Raw genomic sequence first — 15,061 nt, forward strand, 5'->3', positions numbered from 1 at the left:
AGCCCTCCTCATTCCTGACTCCATCCACATAGGCGGCGCCGTGCATCTCCCGCTTGCGGAGATCGGCATCGACTACATTCGCAGTCCCGGCCCCGGTGGCCAGAACGTCAACAAGGTGGCCAGCGCCGCTCAGCTCCGCTTCGACCTGATGGGCTCGCCATCGCTCCCCGAGCCGCTGAAGCACCGCGCCGCCGCCCTCGCCGGCAGCCGCCTCACCACCGACGGCGTCATCGTCATCACCGCCAATCGGTTCCGCAACCAGCCGCAGAACCGCGACGACGCCATCGACCGCCTGACGCAGATGCTTCGCGCCGCCCTCGTCCCGCCAAAACCGCGGCGACCCACCAAGCCGACCTTCGGCTCGAAGCAGCGCCGCCTCGAAGGCAAGACCCAGCGGGGAGCTGTCAAGAAGCTGCGAAGTTCGAGGAACTTCGACTGAGCTTTTGGCTACGCCGAGAGGCTGGCCCGCGCCGCCGCGCCCACTTCCGCCTCGCCAATGAACACCGGCGGGGGCATCTCATCGCGATGCTCCGCGTGGTCCGCCTCGATATGTGCCTTGAACGCATCCATGTCGTGCTGGAATTCCTTGGCCGACGACTTCAACCCCGCGTCCGCCATCATCCGCCCCACCAGCGGCCCGCTCGATTTGCTGAAGATCTGCGTCAGCCGAGTCCCCGTCGCCGTCTCCTCGAGCCGCAACTCCGTCAGCCCCGTCACCCCCTTGATGGGGATCGGCGGAATGTACTCCACCACCATCTGCTCGAACGGCTCCCACTCCAGCACCGTCAGCGGAATGATCGCATCCCCGTGGTAGCACTGGAACACGCTGCCGACCGCCACCCGGCCGCCGCTCTTTCGGTTCACGTCCAGGCGAGTCGCCGCCAGCAGCACCATGTAGTGCTCGGGCTGCACCAGATAGTCCCACACCCGCTCGCGCGGCAGGTCGATCTCGGCGCTCACCTGCATCAGCGTGCGATCCGGCGGAATCGTCACCCGCGTCAGCCGGCGCTTCTCCTCCCAAACCGGGTGCATGTCCTCGATCCAGACCTGCACGGTGCCGAAATTCTCGTAGCTCTCCTCATGCACCACCAGCCCCTCGGTCCCAAGCCCGAGCTTGTTGAGCGCCGCATCGGTGAACAGCGTATAGGCCCGGAACCCGGTCGCCTCGGTCACATGGTTCTTCAGCAGCCGATGGATCAGGATCACGTCCGAGCCCACCAGCTCGTCATGCGCATCGAGCTTCTGCACGGCGAACTCGCCGTGATGCACGAAGAACTTCAGGTCCAGCGACCCGATATTCCGGCACGCGTTGCACGGGCACGTCGTGTTGTGCACCATCCGCTCGATCGCCCTGCGGAAATCCACATAGGTGTCCTCGATCGTCTCGGCGAAGGTCTGCCCGGTGAGGAAGTTGTCGCTGAGCCCATAACTGATCACCGCATCCCCCGCGAGCCGCGAGATCACCAACGGCGGCCGCGTATCCCGGATCAGCAAATTCAGCAGCGCCGTCAGCGTCTGCTGCGCATGCTCCAACTCCGACGCGCTGAGGTACTGGGTGTAGCCGGTGATGTCGGCAATGAGGAAATAGCCAAGCCGAGTGGACACGATAACCCTCCCCCGCCGCGAGGGCAGTTTGCCACGGAATGCGGTGGAGGTGGTAGGGGGGCAACCGGATCAGGCCTCGCCCCAGGCCGCCCACTTCCAGAAACCCGCCTACAAACCAACCACCATCCCATACCTCTGCCTCAAATCCTCCCCAATTTGCACGCCAATCTACTTTGCATCGCAAACCGAGCCCACACCCATGCCCGATCTCGACAAAGCCCTGGCCGATATCGTTGAGATCAAATCCCGCCTCGCGCAATCCAGCGAGTTCCTCGGCCTCGGTCCCGCTGCCCTCGCCACCTCCGGCGCCCTCGCCTTCGCGGTTGCTGCGCTACAGTCGATCCTCCCCGGCGCCGCCGAACCCGCCGCCTACTTCGCCGCCTGGGTGCTCACCGCTATCCTCGCCGTCGCCCTCATCGGCGCCGAGATGCTGCGCCGCTCGCGCCGCCATCATGCCGGCCTCGCCGACCAGATGATCCGCGAAGCCGTGCTCAACTTCGTGCCTTCAGGCGTCGCCGGCGCCGCGCTCCTCGCCTTCTTCGCCCGTTTCGCGCCCGAGCAACTGTGGCTGGTGCCCGGCCTGTGGCTGATCCTCGTCAGCCTCGGCATCTTCGCCGCCGCCCGCTCGCTGCCCCGCGCCATTGCGCTGGCCGGCGCCTGGTACCTGCTCTCCGGCTTCGCCGTGCTGATGCTCGCCGCCGCCGACCACACTCTCTCGCCCTGGCACATGGGCCTGCCCTTCGCCGTCGGCCAGCTGCTCGTCGCCGCCATCGTCCACCGCGCCTCGGAGGCCGCCAATGTCCGCTGAGCCCGACGCCCCCTTCGCCTATGATGGGCTCGATCGCGTCATCCACGAGAAGGCCCGCCTCGGCATCCTCACCTCGCTCGTCAGCCGCCCCGACGGCCTCGCCTTCAACGACCTGCTGCGCCTCTGCGGCCTGACCCAGGGCAATCTCAGCCGCCACCTCGCCGTACTGCAGGAAGCCGGCCTCGTCGACATCCACAAGGGCTACACCGGTAACCGCCCGCTCACCGAAATCCGCCTCACCCCCGCCGGCCGCCAGCGCTTCCTCGATTACCTCGGTGTCCTCGAACGCGTCGTCCGCGATGCCTCTGCGCGGGCCAGCACTCCGAATGCCCAACCAAAGCTCCGCCCAACCTGACGGCCCCCTCTGATCCTCCCCCGCGTGGCGGGGGAGGAGGACCGGCGAAGCCGGTGGAGGGGGCGACCCAACCATCAGTCCCCGTCACCGAGCACAAATCATGCCTACCCCCAACGCTCACCCACGAGGTTTACAATGCAAACCACTCCCCACCACAAACTCCACGTCGCCATCATCATGGACGGCAATGGCCGCTGGGCCGAAGCGCGTGGCCTCCCCCGTCCCGCCGGCCATGAGGTCGGCGCCGATGCAGTCCGCGCCGCCGTCCGCACCGCCATCGCCAACGATGTCGGCGCCCTCACCCTCTACGCCTTCTCCACCTACAACTGGCGCCGCCCCGAGCCCGAAGTCGCCGGCCTCATGGCCTTGCTCCGCCACTTCCTCCTCGTCGAAGCCCGCCAGCTCCGCGACAACAATGTCCGCATTTCCATCCTCGGCCGCCGCGACCGCCTGCCGCTCGGCCTCGTGAAAGCCATCGCCGCCGCCGAACGCACCACCGCCGCCTGCACCGGTCTGCACCTGCGCATCGCCATCGATTATTCCGCCCGCGACGCCATCCTCGCCGCCGCAGGCCAGGGCCTCACGCCCGAAGCGCTTGCCGCGCAGCTCGGCACCGAGGATGTCGACTTCCTCATCCGCACCGGCGGCGACCAGCGCCTTTCCGATTTCCTGCTGTGGGAATGCGCCCAGGCCGAGCTCTATTTCACCAAGACCCGCTGGCCCGATTTCGGCCCCGCCGAGTTCGACTCTGCCCTCGCCGACTATACCAGCCGCACCCGCAGCTTCGGCGCCATCCCGGCATGAAGAGAGCGGCGGGTTCGGATGGAACGCGCCTCCACCCTTACCTCTTCCCCAACCCTTCCTCGACACCTCCCGATCGGCGTAATGCCGGTCACATCTTCGGGACCCGCCGTGATTGCGGCGACTTTGCAGCGCACTATTCTTCCAGCAAGCAGGGCCAGGGCACGAGCCGTTGGGCGCCTCGCGGGCCTAGCATCGGGCACACGGACACCAGCGGGGCAATTCGGCCAGCGGCCCCGCCTGTGCAAGCCCCGAGGAGGCCCCCATGAAGCACCAAACCCCCGAACAATTGCGCGAAGCTGCCGCCATCGTCGCGGCAAATCCCATCACTAGGATGACCCGTCGCGAGCGCCTCAGCCGTTGGGCCGATCTGCTCGATCGGCACGGCGGTCCGCTGGAAGCGCTGTATCGCATTGAGTATCTGCCCGAGGACGAGCGCCGCGCCTATCGTGGCGGCGATACCACCCCGCTCGCCCTCGCCTACCGCGACCCTGTCCTGCTCGGCGACGGCCTCACCGGCAACACGCTCGGCGACGCGATGGACTACTTCGAGATGACTGACGAGGACGCCCATCACCTGCTCTGCGATTGCCACTACATGGGCTCGCTCACCGGCCACAACCTGGCAGCACGGCTCCGCCGCTATGCCGGAGGCGGCGGCGTCATGGCGTGGGCCGGCAGCATCTTCGGCGCCCACTCCGGCTGAATAGCCGCCCACGCGCGAGTAGATGAGGCGGCTCTGGTGTACGGCCGCCTCTTCTTGCCCCACCACGAAGCGCCGCCGGCCGGCCCCCGCAGCGGCTGCCCTGGTCGGCCCCTAGGACATCCACGCCCTCTCGATCGGCGCAATGCCGGCCACCAGGTCCCGCGCGAAGAAGGCCTGCGTGTGCGGCGTCTGCATGTGCAGGTCCAGCGCCGCCTGGTCGGCGAAATCCTCGATCAGCAGGAACGAGTGCGCCCGGTCCAGCGCCTGGAAGAAGCCGAACTCATCGCAGCCCGCCTCAGCCGCCGTCGCCTGCTGCAGCGCCAGCAGCGCCTCGCGCATCTGCTCCGCCACTCCGGGCTTGGCCTCGATTCGCACCACGCGCCTGATCTTCGTCATTCTGCAGTCTCCGTTTTGTTGATGCGCACAGTTTGCATCGCGGCACGGATGTGCAAAATCTGGCAATTACGTGCACCGGCTGTGAGAAATTTCCCAATGCTCGACTGGCAGGATCTCCGCCATTTCGTCGCCCTGGCTGATGCCGGCACCCTGTTGGGGGCGGCGCGCGTCCTGCGCGTCGAGCACGGCACCGTGGCCCGCCGCGTTGCGGCGCTGGAATCGGGGCTCAACCAGAAGCTCGTCGACCGCCGCTCCGGCCGCTACATCCTCACGGGGGCCGGCGAGCGCGTCGCGGCGTCGGCGCGGCGCATGCTGACGGAAGCGCTGACGCTCGAGCGCTCGCTCTTCGCCGAAAGCGGGACCGCTGCAGTGGAGGTGGCCGTCAGTCTGCCACCGGTGATCGCCTCCCACCTCGTCGCGCCACGCCTCGACCGTTTCCGCGCCACGCATCCCGGTCTCCACCTGCAGCTGCTCGGCGAAACCCATGCCGCTTCGCTCACGCGGCGTGAGGCAGACATCGTCCTGCGCCTCTCCCGCCCCGACGATCACTCGCTTGTCGTCCGCCGCGTCGGCGAGGTGACGTACCGCGCCTATGCCGCGCCGGACTACCTCGCCACGCACCCCGTCGCCGACCGTGGCTTCATCGGCCTCAGCCATGAGCTCGACGAGGCGCCCAACCAGCAATGGTTGAAGCAGCTCGCCGGTGATCGCCCACTGCTACTCCGCAGCAACGACCTCGTCACGCAATGCGCCGCGGCGCAGGCCGGTGTCGGCGTCGCCGCGCTCCCGACTTTCCTTGCCCGAAGCATCGGGCCCGAGCTGGTCGAAGCCGACCCTGCATCGTTCCGCCGCGACGCCTGGATCGCCTTCCACCGCGACCTCCGCGGCGCTCCCCACGTCAGTGCCGTCGTGGCATTTCTTGCCGAGTGCATGCGCGGCGCGTAGCCTATGGCCGTTGGAAGGTCCGATATTCCGCCTCGCCCGCCCGCTCGAACACCTGGATATTGAGCCCACCCGGCGTCGTGTCGTTCCGCAACGCCCGCATCGCCGTGGCGACCCCGCCGTCGGCGAACAGCTTGTGGCCCGCACCAACGATCACCGGCGCCACGACCAACCGCAGCTCATCGACGATCCCGGCCGCCAGCAGCGACCCAGCAAGGCTTCCGCTACCGTGGACTTGCAGCTCGCCACCTTCACGGTCCTTCAGCTTTCCGACCTCATTGAGGATGTCGCCCCGCAAGATGGTCGCCGGCCCCCACGCGGTGGTCCCGAGCGTCGAGGACGCCACGTATTTCGGCAGGCTGTTCATCATCAAGCCGATCGCATCGTCCGGCTTGTTCATCTCCGGCCAGTCCCGCGAGAAACCCTCGTATGTCCGGCGGCCAAGCAGCAGGCCTCCCGCCTTCTGCAGCCACTCCCTCGCCTGGTCGAGAAACACCTGGTCGAGATACGGCACGAACCAGCCACCGCGAGAAAAGCCGTCGCTGCGATCCTCCTCCGGGCTCCCCGGCCCCTGATATACACCGTCCAGCGAACCGAACGTCATTACGACCAGTCTCATTTCGATCTCCAACACTTTGCCTTTCGGCTAACTATCAACGCAAGACAGTTAGCGCAACGGCTAAGTGATGCAGGCTCTAAAATACTTAGCCATTGCACTAAGCATACCCCGGTGCTAGGCGTCGGAAATGCACGCAGACACCGAGCAACTGAACGGCATCTTCCAGGCCCTCGCCGATCCGACGCGGCGAGCCATCCTGCGACGCCTGGGCTCTGGCTCAGCCGGCGTGGGCGAACTGGCGCAACCATTCGATATGGCCTTGCCCTCGTTCATGAAGCACATCACCGCCCTCGAGCAGAGCGGTCTGATCCGCACCTCCAAGTCCGGCCGGGTCCGCACCTGCACCATCGAGAAGGCAACCTTCGACGCAATCGAGGACTGGCTGAGCGACCAGCGCAAGCTGTGGGGCGAGCGCACCGATCGCCTCGAAGCCTTCGTCACCAGGGAACAGCAGCCGTGACTGAACCGATCGATCCGGAACGCGACCTCACCATCGAGCGCTTCATCCGCGCGCCAAAATCCGCGATCTGGGAGGCTTGGACCCAGCCCCGCAAGTTCGAGCAATGGTGGGTTCCGGAGCCCGCCAAGTGCCGCGCCGTCCGCTTCGAGGTGGTCCCCGGCGGCCCGCTGGTCACCGAAATCAGCGAAGCCGGCCAGCCCTTCGCGCCGCACATGAACGGCTGCTTCCTTCTCGTCGAACCGCAGCAGCGCCTCATCTTCACCGACGCTCTGCTCGGCGGCTGGCGCCCCGCCCCCAGCAGCTTCATCACGGCGGAAATCGCGCTGCACGCCGTCGACGGCGGCACCCAGTACAGCGCCCGTGTCATGCACAGCGACCGCGCCCACCGCGACAAGCACGCCGAACTCGGCTTCTACGACGGCTGGGGCACCGTCATCGGGCAGTTGGCAAAGTTCGTCGAAACGCCACTCAGCTGACCCGCACCCGTTCCCATTACGTTCCTCTCGTGCTAGCGTCTCCCCACGCCGCTACTGACAGAGTCTGACAGCGCACCTATCTATGGTGCTCGCTGCCGACGCCAGCTGTACGAGATCGCCATGCCCTCGCAGAAGAAGCCCGCCACCACCGAATTCTCCATCGACGACTTCCTCGGCGAGATCGAGAAGGCGGAGGATGAGCGCCTCAACAAGCGCCTCCCCCAGGAGCGGCTGAAGAACAAGCGTGCCCTCGACAATGCTGCCCGCCGCGCCGCAGAAGCCAGTGGCACGGGCATCCAGCCGCTCGTCCCCCAGCCACTCGAGCCCAAGCTAAAGAAGACCGCACGCTCTGCCGCCACCGGCATGCAGCTCAAGGCCCCCAAATCGAAGGCCAACTCCGTCGATCGCCCGGATTTCGGCGGCATGGGCGAGTCCGACCAGGCCGGCTTCGGCCATCTGCCCTCCCCAGCGGCGCGTAGCGCGCGAAACGAAGACTCTTCCCGCGTCACCGCTCGCGACATCTCCCGCCAGGCCGCCAAAGACCCCGAGGTCATGGAGCAGCTGCGCGAGGCGCTGGAGACCTCCAAGAAGAAGGTCAAAGCCAAGAACATGCCCGGCCAGTCGCTGGCCGGCGCCCAGACCGTCGGCATCTCCGCCACCGTGAAGGCCCTCGAGGACATCATCCTCCACGGCCGCAAGGAGGTCGAAGGCAACAAGGAGTGGAAGCCCCACCGCCCCGCCCCGCGCGACAAATCCGAAGGCGGCGTGCCGTTCAAGCTCGTCACCAGCTACGAGCCCCGCGGCGACCAGCCCACCGCCATCGCCGACCTCGTCGAAGGCGTGAACAACGGTGAAACCGACCAGGTGCTGCTCGGCGTCACCGGCTCCGGCAAGACCTTCACCGCCGCGCAGACCATCATGCGCACCCAGCGCCCCGCCCTCATCCTCGCCCCCAACAAGACGCTGGCCGCCCAGCTCTATGGCGAGATGAAGTCGTTCTTCCCCGACAACGCCGTCGAGTACTTCGTCTCCTACTACGACTACTACCAGCCCGAGGCCTACGTCCCGCGCACCGACACCTATATCGAGAAGGAATCGACCATCAACGAGCAGATCGACCGCATGCGCCACTCGGCGACACGCGCCCTGCTCGAACGCGACGACGTCATCATCGTCGCCTCGGTCTCCTGCATCTACGGTATCGGCTCGGTCGAAGACTACACCGCCATGACCTTCGACCTCAGGAAGGGCCAGAAGGTCGACCACCAGGAACTGCTCCGCTCCCTCACCCAGCTGCAATACAAGCGCGGCGACACCGGCTTCGTCCGCGGCACTTTTCGCGTCCGCGGCGACACCGTCGAGCTGTTCCCCGCCCACTATGAAGACGCAGCCTGGCGTATCACCCTGTTCGGCAACGAGATCGAGTCGATTGCCGAGTTCGACCCGCTCACCGGCAAGAAGAGCTCCGACCTGCTCTCCATCCGCATCTTCGCCAACAGCCACTACGTCACGCCGCGCGCCACCCTCACCGGCGCCATCAAGGAGATCCGCAAGGAACTCGCCGCCCGCCTGCAGGAGCTCAACGGCGCCGGCCGCTTCCTCGAGGCCCAGCGCCTCGAACAGCGCACCCTGTTCGATCTCGAGATGATGGAAGCCACCGGCTCCTGCGCCGGCATCGAGAACTATTCGCGCTACTTCTCCGGCCGCAAGCCCGGCGAGCCGCCCCCGACCCTGTTCGAGTACCTGCCCGACAACGCCCTCGTCTTCATCGACGAGTCCCACGTCACCGTCGGCCAGCTTGGCGCCATGTATCGCGGCGACCTGCGCCGCAAGGCCACCCTCGCCGAATACGGCTTCCGCCTGCCCTCCGCCATGGACAACCGCCCGCTCCGCTTCGAGGAGTGGAACGCCATGCGCCCCCAGACCGTCTACGTCTCCGCCACCCCCGGCGCCTGGGAAATGGAGCAGGCCGGCGGCGTCTTCGCCGAGCAGGTCATCCGCCCCACCGGCCTCATCGATCCTCCGGTCGAGATCCGCCCCGCCAAGACCCAGGTCGACGACGTCGTCGACGAGATCCGCCAGGTGGCGAAGGCCGGCTACCGCACCCTCGTCACCGTGCTCACCAAGCGCATGGCCGAGGATCTCACCGAATACATGCACGAGCAGGGCATCCGCGTCCGCTACATGCACTCCGACATCGACACCATCGAGCGCATCGAGATCATCCGCGACCTCCGCCTCGGCGCCTTCGACGTCCTCGTCGGCATCAACCTGCTGCGCGAAGGCCTCGACATCCCCGAATGCGCGCTCGTCGCCATCCTCGATGCCGACAAGGAAGGGTTCCTCCGCTCCGAGACCTCGCTGATCCAGACCATCGGCCGCGCCGCGCGCAACGTCGACGGCAAGGTCATCCTCTACGCCGACAACATCACCGGCTCCATGGAACGCGCCATGGCCGAAACCAACCGCCGCCGCGAAAAGCAGACCGCCTACAACGTCGCCAACGGCATCACCCCGCAATCGGTCAAGTCGAACATCAAGGAGATCGTCGACTCGATCTACGAGCAGGACCACGTCACCGTCTCGATCGGCAAGGGCAAGGACGGCAAGGAAAAGATCCAGGTCGGGGCAAACCTCGCCGCGGTCATCAAGGACCTCGAACGCGAGATGCGCGAAGCCGCCACCAACCTCGAATTCGAAAAAGCCGCTCGCCTCCGCGACGAAGTCAAACGCCTCCGCGAAATGGAACTCGACGCCCTCGACGCCAACCCCGCGGACTAGCGCCGGCCCCCTTCCTTCACCCTCCCCCTAGTGGGGAGGGTAGCGCAGCTAGGCGCAGCCGTCGCGAAGCTGGGAAGGGAGGAGCTTCCCGCGCCGCCCCCTCACCGACCGCCTCGCCGCCCTCGCGACCCCATACGCCCGCTCGGCCCACCGCACGAGCTCATCCGGATCATCGGCGATCTCCTCCGGCAGCGCGTAATAACTCGCGACCGTCACAGTCCCCGATCGCCCGCCATAGGTAAACGCCGTCGCGTCCAGCGCCTCGAATGCCGGGCGCGTCTCGTCATCCACCCGCAGATACAACGTCCCCTTCATCACAAACCCGAACTGCACCCCCTCGCATTTGAGCCCGGCGCCGCCGAAGAACCGGCCGACCTCGACCGGACCGATGCCAACCAGCTGCCCGGCCAGCTCGAGCGCCCGCTCCTGCGCCGATCCCGGGCTCACCGCAGCTCGTCTCCGCCGGATGAGTGAAAGAACCCGCTGATCGCCTGGAACTTGCCGTCCTCGGCCAGCGTGCTGAAGCTGGTGCCGGTCTGAAGCGCCGCGCCATCCGGCCCCTGCAGCGTCCAGTGCGAGATGCTGCGGCCGTGATGGTGCAGCACGGTGCGGATGTGGAACGCCCCGCCCGGCGCGCTCTGCTGGAAACCGCCCATATAGGCCGAGAGCGCCGCCTGCCCCTCGATCAGCCCGTTCGGGTCACAATAGGTCACGTCCTCGGCAAGGCATGCGGCCAGCTCGCTCCCCCGCGCCTCGGCGTCGAGCGACCAGATCGCGGCTTAGCGCCTCCAGAGAGTTTCAGGCGTCATGCGGCTTACCTTCCAGGTTGTCGAATTCATCATTGATCATGGCAGTCAGCGCCGCCTTGTCCGAGCCGGCGCGCACCAGGACGAGAATGCCCTGATAGAGCGCCAGCAGTTTCGCGCTCGCGGTCGCCGGTTTCACGCCGCTCGCCAACAACCCGGCGCCATGCGCGCTGGCCAGTCGATCGGTGAACGTGTCCGAGAGAATGCGCAGCCCTTCGGCGACGCCGGGATGCCCCATCCCGTTCCCGCCGAACTCGATGGCCGCATTGGTGATGAGGCACCCGAACGCTTCGCCATTGGCCTCGTGCAGCAGCGTCAGGAACAGCTTCCTGACCCCGCCGAGCCCCGCCGCTTCCGGGGCATATTGCGCGATGCGGCCGCCGAGCACCGCCCGGTTGTAGTGGGCAAACGCAGCGTCAAACAGCCCGGCCTTGTCGCCATAGCCGTGATAGATGCTGCCGCCCTTCAGCCCCGTCGCCTGTTCCAGCTCCTTGATCGAAACCCCGCCATAGCCGCGGCGCCGGAACGCCCCCATCGCGCCGGCCAGCACCGCGTCCTCGTCATACTCCCGGGACCGCCCCATGCTCGCAACCACCATTCTTGATTGATCATTCTAAAATGAACGATCAAGAATAGCCTGTCAAGCCGCCCTCCCCGCCCCCTGAACACCCACGTCACCCCCCATTCACCCCCGCTTCGCTACCCTCACACCCTCCAGCGATCCGGATGACCCCGCTGTCGACGGCTCGCGAAAAGCTGATCCACCAAGGAGGACCATCTGATGATCTCCCTGCAACGCCTTGGAACAGCCGCTCTGCTCGCCAGCGTGCTGCTCTCGATCGCCATGCCCGCGAACGCCGCGCTCAAGACCTGCTATGGGCCGATGGACGGCGTGGGGCGCGGCCCCACCGCCGCCATCGCCTTCAACAAGGCAAAGATAAACTGGCGCATCCACACCGAAGACGCCTACGGCATGTACTTCGCCGAGTGGACCAACGCCGAGGAGCACGGCCGGAGCTGCAAAGCGAACGGCGCCCTCACCTACTGCCGCGTCCACGCCAGGCCCTGCAACGCCGGGACCGGTTTCGACGGCGGCGTCAACAAAAACCCCGTCTACGACTGACCGGACGCGGCCGGCGCCGGCCTGGAGAGCCACGCTTGAATGGCTGGTAGCGCAGCCAGGCGCCAGCCGTAGCGAAGCTAGGAAGGGGGGGAGCGTCAGGCACGGAAGCTCACCAAGTCGCGCGCCATCAAGGCCACCGCCACCATGCTGGTCTGCCAGCTCACCATGCGCACCATCGAAGCCGGCGAGCCCAACATGTACAACGCCCACCACACGGTCTGGCTGGAGCCGAACGGGCAATGGCGGACGCGGTTCCAGCCGAATTATTAGGGGGTCTGAGCCGGCAATTACCCATGTCACATCGGGCCGTGGCTGAGAGATCCGAGCGAAGTTTTTCTCAGTCAGGACCAAATCCCTCCCAGTGCAGCCACAGCAGCAGGCGTGGCAGGAAGGCGAGTCTCTATGACCTTGGCCGCAACATGCCGTCCAACGAGCCTGCAACACTATCGAGCACTGGTGACAGGCAGGTACCGGGCCGATCCTACACGAGTGACGGCGATCGTTTTATTCACCGCAGGCACTGCCAGTCTTAAACCACCCCTTGGCTGTTCCTCCCCTGACCTAGCCTCAGTTCCTAGGGTCGCGATACCTGCGTACTCCTTCTGTTGCGCCCAAGGCTCCTTTGCGGCTACCACTTGCTGCGTCGCGATTTGAGAAGATGGCACCATGCCGGGTAACTTTCTAAACGAACCCCAATACCAGCTATTTCGTCGCGCGGTCAGCGAACGAATTGCACCACTTGTATTGGTGGCTGGGTCGGGTCTGAGTGCTCCTGCTGGATTACCAGATTGGAAGCGCCTACGAGCCGACCTACAAATACAACTTAACAACTACCAATCTTCACTTGAAGCAAATGGCGTCGAATACGATGCGTTTGCCTTTAAGGAGGCCGTAAAGACAGATGACTACTGGATTTTCTTCAAATCTGCCAAGAAATTGCTCAGCCCGGCCACATTCAACGAGCTGGTCCGCCAAGAGCTCGATCCTCCGGACCTAAAAGTACCTCCTGCATACGCGGCCCTCCTGGCTCTGAAGCCGAAGGGTCTGGTTACGCTCAACCTTGACCGAATTTCAAGCACTGCAATCGCCTCAGCATATCCTGGAAGGCCAATTCCTACAATAAATGGCACAGAACTGCAGTATAAATGGAATGTCCTTAAAGAAGAATCGCCATTTCTGGTTCATCTTCATGGCCATGTCATTGACAGTTCGACGTGGGTTCTTGATCAGGACGAATTGACCAATTTAACATCCAACGTCGCTCACAGCTTATTTTTGTCGTCGCTATACATGGACAACACCGTACTGCTAGTTGGTGTCAGCGCAGATGACATTGCACTGTCGGCGCCCCTCCTTAGGCTTCGCCAGGCCGGACTAGAGCCGCACCGCCTATTCTGGTTTACCAATCGTAGCGATGCGAAAACTACCCGATGGGCCGCAGACAATCACGTTCAGCTAATTCGTTACACTGCAACGACTCAGGCCGAGCACGAAGCAGCGATAGGCACCTTCGTCGCGAATGTTCGAGGCTTCAGGTCTCTGGACGATATACCTCCCCCCACCATCGCACCCCCAAAGGCATTCAACCCAACGCTGCAGCAAAAGACGCCGGACGAGATCGCCCTTCTCCCTCCCGACGAGGTGCGAAAATCACTGTCCGACTTACTGTGGAAATCGCTAGATGGCCTGCACGGGGACGCGCTCTACGATCGATTCGTGGAGTTCTGCGACGAATACAATTTTCCTATCTTTACTCGTGCGTTCTACAGGCACCGCAGCGGGCACAATGCATATTTCTTCGACTATAAGCTGCAGTTTCCGGAACTCGGCAGCGGAAACTTCGGCACGGTGTATGCTGCAAAATCTGCAACAGGCGCGGATGTTGCCATCAAGGTCATGCACGACAACATTCTTAATGCCAGGGAGATGCTTGGCGGCTTTCGCCGCGGCAGCAGATCGATGCGAATTCTGACTGATAGGTCGGTTGCTGGCATCGCAAAGATAATAGCAGCGTACGAGATGCCGCCCACAATAGTGATGGAACTTGTACCAGGAAACAGTCTTGAGGAATTGTTTTCTGAGGTTGCAAACATGCCGTGGCTGACGAAGGCCGCGATTGGGCGGGATATTTCTGTAATCGTAGATTCATGCCACAAATTGCCAGAGATGGTTCTTCATCGCGATATCAAGCCATCCAACGTAATTGTTTCTGGATATGATTACACCGACAAGACTTACGCTGACCTCGTGGTACTTGATTTTGACATGTCGTGGCACAAGGGGTCCAGCGAGAAGGATGTAGTGTTCGAATCTAGAGACGATTTTGGATACTTGGCACCAGAGCAGACTGATAGCCAACAGCTGGGGAACGCACGTTCGGCCAAGGTTGATAGCTATGGACTAGGCATGACCCTCTTCGCGTTGTTCGCCGGAAGGCATCCCATCCCGAATATGCCGATGGCTGACGGTTGGACGGATGCCGTCAATCGCGCCGTGAGAGTGTCATATATCGGCAGTTGGACCTGCTTACCTATGAGAATGGCGAGAACAATCTGTGAGGCAACCGCCGTCAGCCACTCCGATCGGCTTGAGTTCAGCAGCCTCGCTCACCGGCTTTTTAGGATCGCTGAGGCAATGACATCGTCCACTCAGGTTACTTCCGATGTATTCGCCGAGGAAATAGTGGCGCAGCTCGCGAGAAATGCCTGGCAGTATGAGTGGGACGATATTGCAGACAAAGGCGCGTTGATGCTTCCAGGTGGATTTCAGGTTCAGGTTGAAGCCGATATCGCTACTGGAAGAACTTCCCTCAGCGTAACGTTCCAGGACCCCGGAGGTGCTGCCTATAAGCGCCGTGATGAGATGCTTCGCTCCTGCCGAACGGAACTTGAGAAGGGTTTTCAACGAGACGGGGCCAAAATTGAGAACGCCACGGTGCGATCCGGGTTTTTGTCCTTTATTGCCAATCTTAGTCTCCCAAGGACGATTTCGTCCGCGCGGGAGGTAGCTGCGGTGGTGGAAAGCGCTATGCGACCGCTCCGTGAACAAGGATAAGCGCCTGATCCAGGGGCCCTCCGCGCGTGAACATCCCATCACGTCACAAAAATCTCCCCCTTGTCCCGGCGCTCTCCTCCCAGACGACTCTCGCCCGTCTTCCGCACGGGACGGGGTCACACGAACGGT

18 protein-coding genes are annotated in these 15,061 nt (G+C 64.2%); 12 read left to right on the forward strand and 6 right to left on the reverse strand.

Annotation, left to right across the window (positions count from 1 at the left end; all coding sequences use genetic code 11):
• The first annotated feature begins 28 nt into the window (after nucleotides 1–28).
• A complete protein-coding gene (gene arfB / locus AC1DYL_RS01105) occupies nucleotides 29–439 on the forward strand; it encodes an alternative ribosome rescue aminoacyl-tRNA hydrolase ArfB (protein ID WP_477172020.1) in 411 nt (136 codons plus the stop codon).
• A gap of 8 nt (nucleotides 440–447) precedes the next feature.
• On the opposite strand, the gene AC1DYL_RS01110 is transcribed toward arfB, so the two are convergent.
• Nucleotides 448–1,605, reverse strand: coding sequence for a DUF2652 domain-containing protein (locus tag AC1DYL_RS01110; protein ID WP_477171735.1), 1,158 nt, complete (start codon nucleotides 1,603–1,605; stop codon nucleotides 448–450).
• 199 nt (nucleotides 1,606–1,804) lie between these two features.
• On the opposite strand from AC1DYL_RS01110, the gene AC1DYL_RS01115 reads away from it, so the two are divergent.
• The 4 genes from AC1DYL_RS01115 (at nucleotide 1,805) to AC1DYL_RS01130 (ending at nucleotide 4,275) form a co-directional block, all read left to right on the forward strand.
• Nucleotides 1,805–2,413 carry a hypothetical protein gene (locus tag AC1DYL_RS01115; RefSeq protein ID WP_477171736.1) on the forward strand — a complete coding sequence of 203 codons (609 nt, stop codon included), beginning with the start codon at nucleotides 1,805–1,807 and terminating at the stop codon, nucleotides 2,411–2,413.
• Nucleotides 2,403–2,768 (forward strand): transcriptional regulator, encoded by a 366-nt coding sequence (locus tag AC1DYL_RS01120; protein ID WP_477171737.1) that lies wholly within the window; start codon nucleotides 2,403–2,405, stop codon nucleotides 2,766–2,768. Before AC1DYL_RS01115 ends, AC1DYL_RS01120 begins: the two co-directional genes overlap by 11 nt.
• Nucleotides 2,769–2,903: 135 nt before the next feature.
• On the forward strand, nucleotides 2,904–3,572 hold the full coding sequence (gene uppS / locus AC1DYL_RS01125; RefSeq protein ID WP_477171738.1) for a polyprenyl diphosphate synthase: 669 nt from the start codon (nucleotides 2,904–2,906) through the stop codon (nucleotides 3,570–3,572).
• A gap of 262 nt (nucleotides 3,573–3,834) precedes the next feature.
• Nucleotides 3,835–4,275, forward strand: coding sequence for a hypothetical protein (locus AC1DYL_RS01130; RefSeq protein WP_477148846.1), 441 nt, complete (start codon nucleotides 3,835–3,837; stop codon nucleotides 4,273–4,275).
• Nucleotides 4,276–4,386: 111 nt separating this feature from the next.
• On the opposite strand, the gene AC1DYL_RS01135 is transcribed toward AC1DYL_RS01130, so the two are convergent.
• Nucleotides 4,387–4,671: a putative quinol monooxygenase gene (locus tag AC1DYL_RS01135; RefSeq protein WP_477148845.1), complete on the reverse strand. Its 285-nt coding sequence runs from the start codon at nucleotides 4,669–4,671 to the stop codon at nucleotides 4,387–4,389.
• A 96-nt stretch (nucleotides 4,672–4,767) separates the two neighbouring features.
• Here AC1DYL_RS01135 and AC1DYL_RS01140 point away from each other — a divergent pair, with 96 nt between their 5' ends.
• On the forward strand, nucleotides 4,768–5,616 hold the full coding sequence (locus AC1DYL_RS01140; protein ID WP_477171739.1) for a LysR family transcriptional regulator: 849 nt from the start codon (nucleotides 4,768–4,770) through the stop codon (nucleotides 5,614–5,616).
• 1 nt (nucleotide 5,617) lies between these two features.
• On the opposite strand, the gene AC1DYL_RS01145 is transcribed toward AC1DYL_RS01140, so the two are convergent.
• Nucleotides 5,618–6,232, reverse strand: a complete 615-nt coding sequence (locus tag AC1DYL_RS01145) for a dihydrofolate reductase family protein (RefSeq protein WP_477171740.1) — start codon at nucleotides 6,230–6,232, stop codon at nucleotides 5,618–5,620.
• A gap of 127 nt (nucleotides 6,233–6,359) precedes the next feature.
• On the opposite strand from AC1DYL_RS01145, the gene AC1DYL_RS01150 reads away from it, so the two are divergent.
• From AC1DYL_RS01150 to uvrB, 3 genes are all read left to right on the forward strand, one after another.
• On the forward strand, nucleotides 6,360–6,692 hold the full coding sequence (locus AC1DYL_RS01150; protein WP_477171741.1) for an ArsR/SmtB family transcription factor: 333 nt from the start codon (nucleotides 6,360–6,362) through the stop codon (nucleotides 6,690–6,692).
• Nucleotides 6,689–7,168 carry an SRPBCC domain-containing protein gene (locus AC1DYL_RS01155; protein WP_477171742.1) on the forward strand — a complete coding sequence of 160 codons (480 nt, stop codon included), beginning with the start codon at nucleotides 6,689–6,691 and terminating at the stop codon, nucleotides 7,166–7,168. The genes AC1DYL_RS01150 and AC1DYL_RS01155 overlap by 4 nt, the downstream gene beginning before the upstream one ends.
• A gap of 120 nt (nucleotides 7,169–7,288) precedes the next feature.
• Complete coding sequence (gene uvrB / locus AC1DYL_RS01160; RefSeq protein WP_477171743.1) at nucleotides 7,289–9,949, forward strand: excinuclease ABC subunit UvrB; 2,661 nt, start codon at nucleotides 7,289–7,291, stop codon at nucleotides 9,947–9,949.
• A 48-nt stretch (nucleotides 9,950–9,997) separates the two neighbouring features.
• Here uvrB and AC1DYL_RS01165 read toward each other — a convergent pair whose 3' ends face one another.
• Genes AC1DYL_RS01165 through AC1DYL_RS01175 form a run of 3 tightly spaced genes read right to left on the reverse strand, consistent with a single transcriptional unit; the run spans nucleotide 9,998 to nucleotide 11,338 of the window.
• Nucleotides 9,998–10,396, reverse strand: coding sequence for a TfoX/Sxy family protein (locus tag AC1DYL_RS01165; RefSeq protein WP_477171744.1), 399 nt, complete (start codon nucleotides 10,394–10,396; stop codon nucleotides 9,998–10,000).
• Nucleotides 10,393–10,722, reverse strand: coding sequence for a nuclear transport factor 2 family protein (locus AC1DYL_RS01170; RefSeq protein ID WP_477172021.1), 330 nt, complete (start codon nucleotides 10,720–10,722; stop codon nucleotides 10,393–10,395). Before AC1DYL_RS01170 ends, AC1DYL_RS01165 begins: the two co-directional genes overlap by 4 nt.
• A gap of 25 nt (nucleotides 10,723–10,747) precedes the next feature.
• Entirely contained in the window at nucleotides 10,748–11,338 is a 591-nt protein-coding gene (locus AC1DYL_RS01175; protein ID WP_477171745.1) for a TetR/AcrR family transcriptional regulator, read from the reverse strand.
• Nucleotides 11,339–11,536: 198 nt separating this feature from the next.
• Between AC1DYL_RS01175 and AC1DYL_RS01180 the strand changes: the two genes are divergently transcribed.
• The 3 genes from AC1DYL_RS01180 (at nucleotide 11,537) to AC1DYL_RS01190 (ending at nucleotide 14,932) form a co-directional block, all read left to right on the forward strand.
• A complete protein-coding gene (locus tag AC1DYL_RS01180; RefSeq protein ID WP_477171746.1) occupies nucleotides 11,537–11,878 on the forward strand; it encodes a hypothetical protein in 342 nt (113 codons plus the stop codon).
• Between the two features lie 144 nt (nucleotides 11,879–12,022).
• Nucleotides 12,023–12,148 (forward strand): hypothetical protein, encoded by a 126-nt coding sequence (locus AC1DYL_RS01185; RefSeq protein WP_477171747.1) that lies wholly within the window; start codon nucleotides 12,023–12,025, stop codon nucleotides 12,146–12,148.
• A 396-nt stretch (nucleotides 12,149–12,544) separates the two neighbouring features.
• A complete protein-coding gene (locus tag AC1DYL_RS01190) occupies nucleotides 12,545–14,932 on the forward strand; it encodes a protein kinase domain-containing protein (protein ID WP_477171748.1) in 2,388 nt (795 codons plus the stop codon).
• Nucleotides 14,933–15,061 lie beyond the last annotated feature (129 nt).

The sequence above is a fragment of the Devosia sp. P1_H9 genome (genome assembly GCF_056405135.1).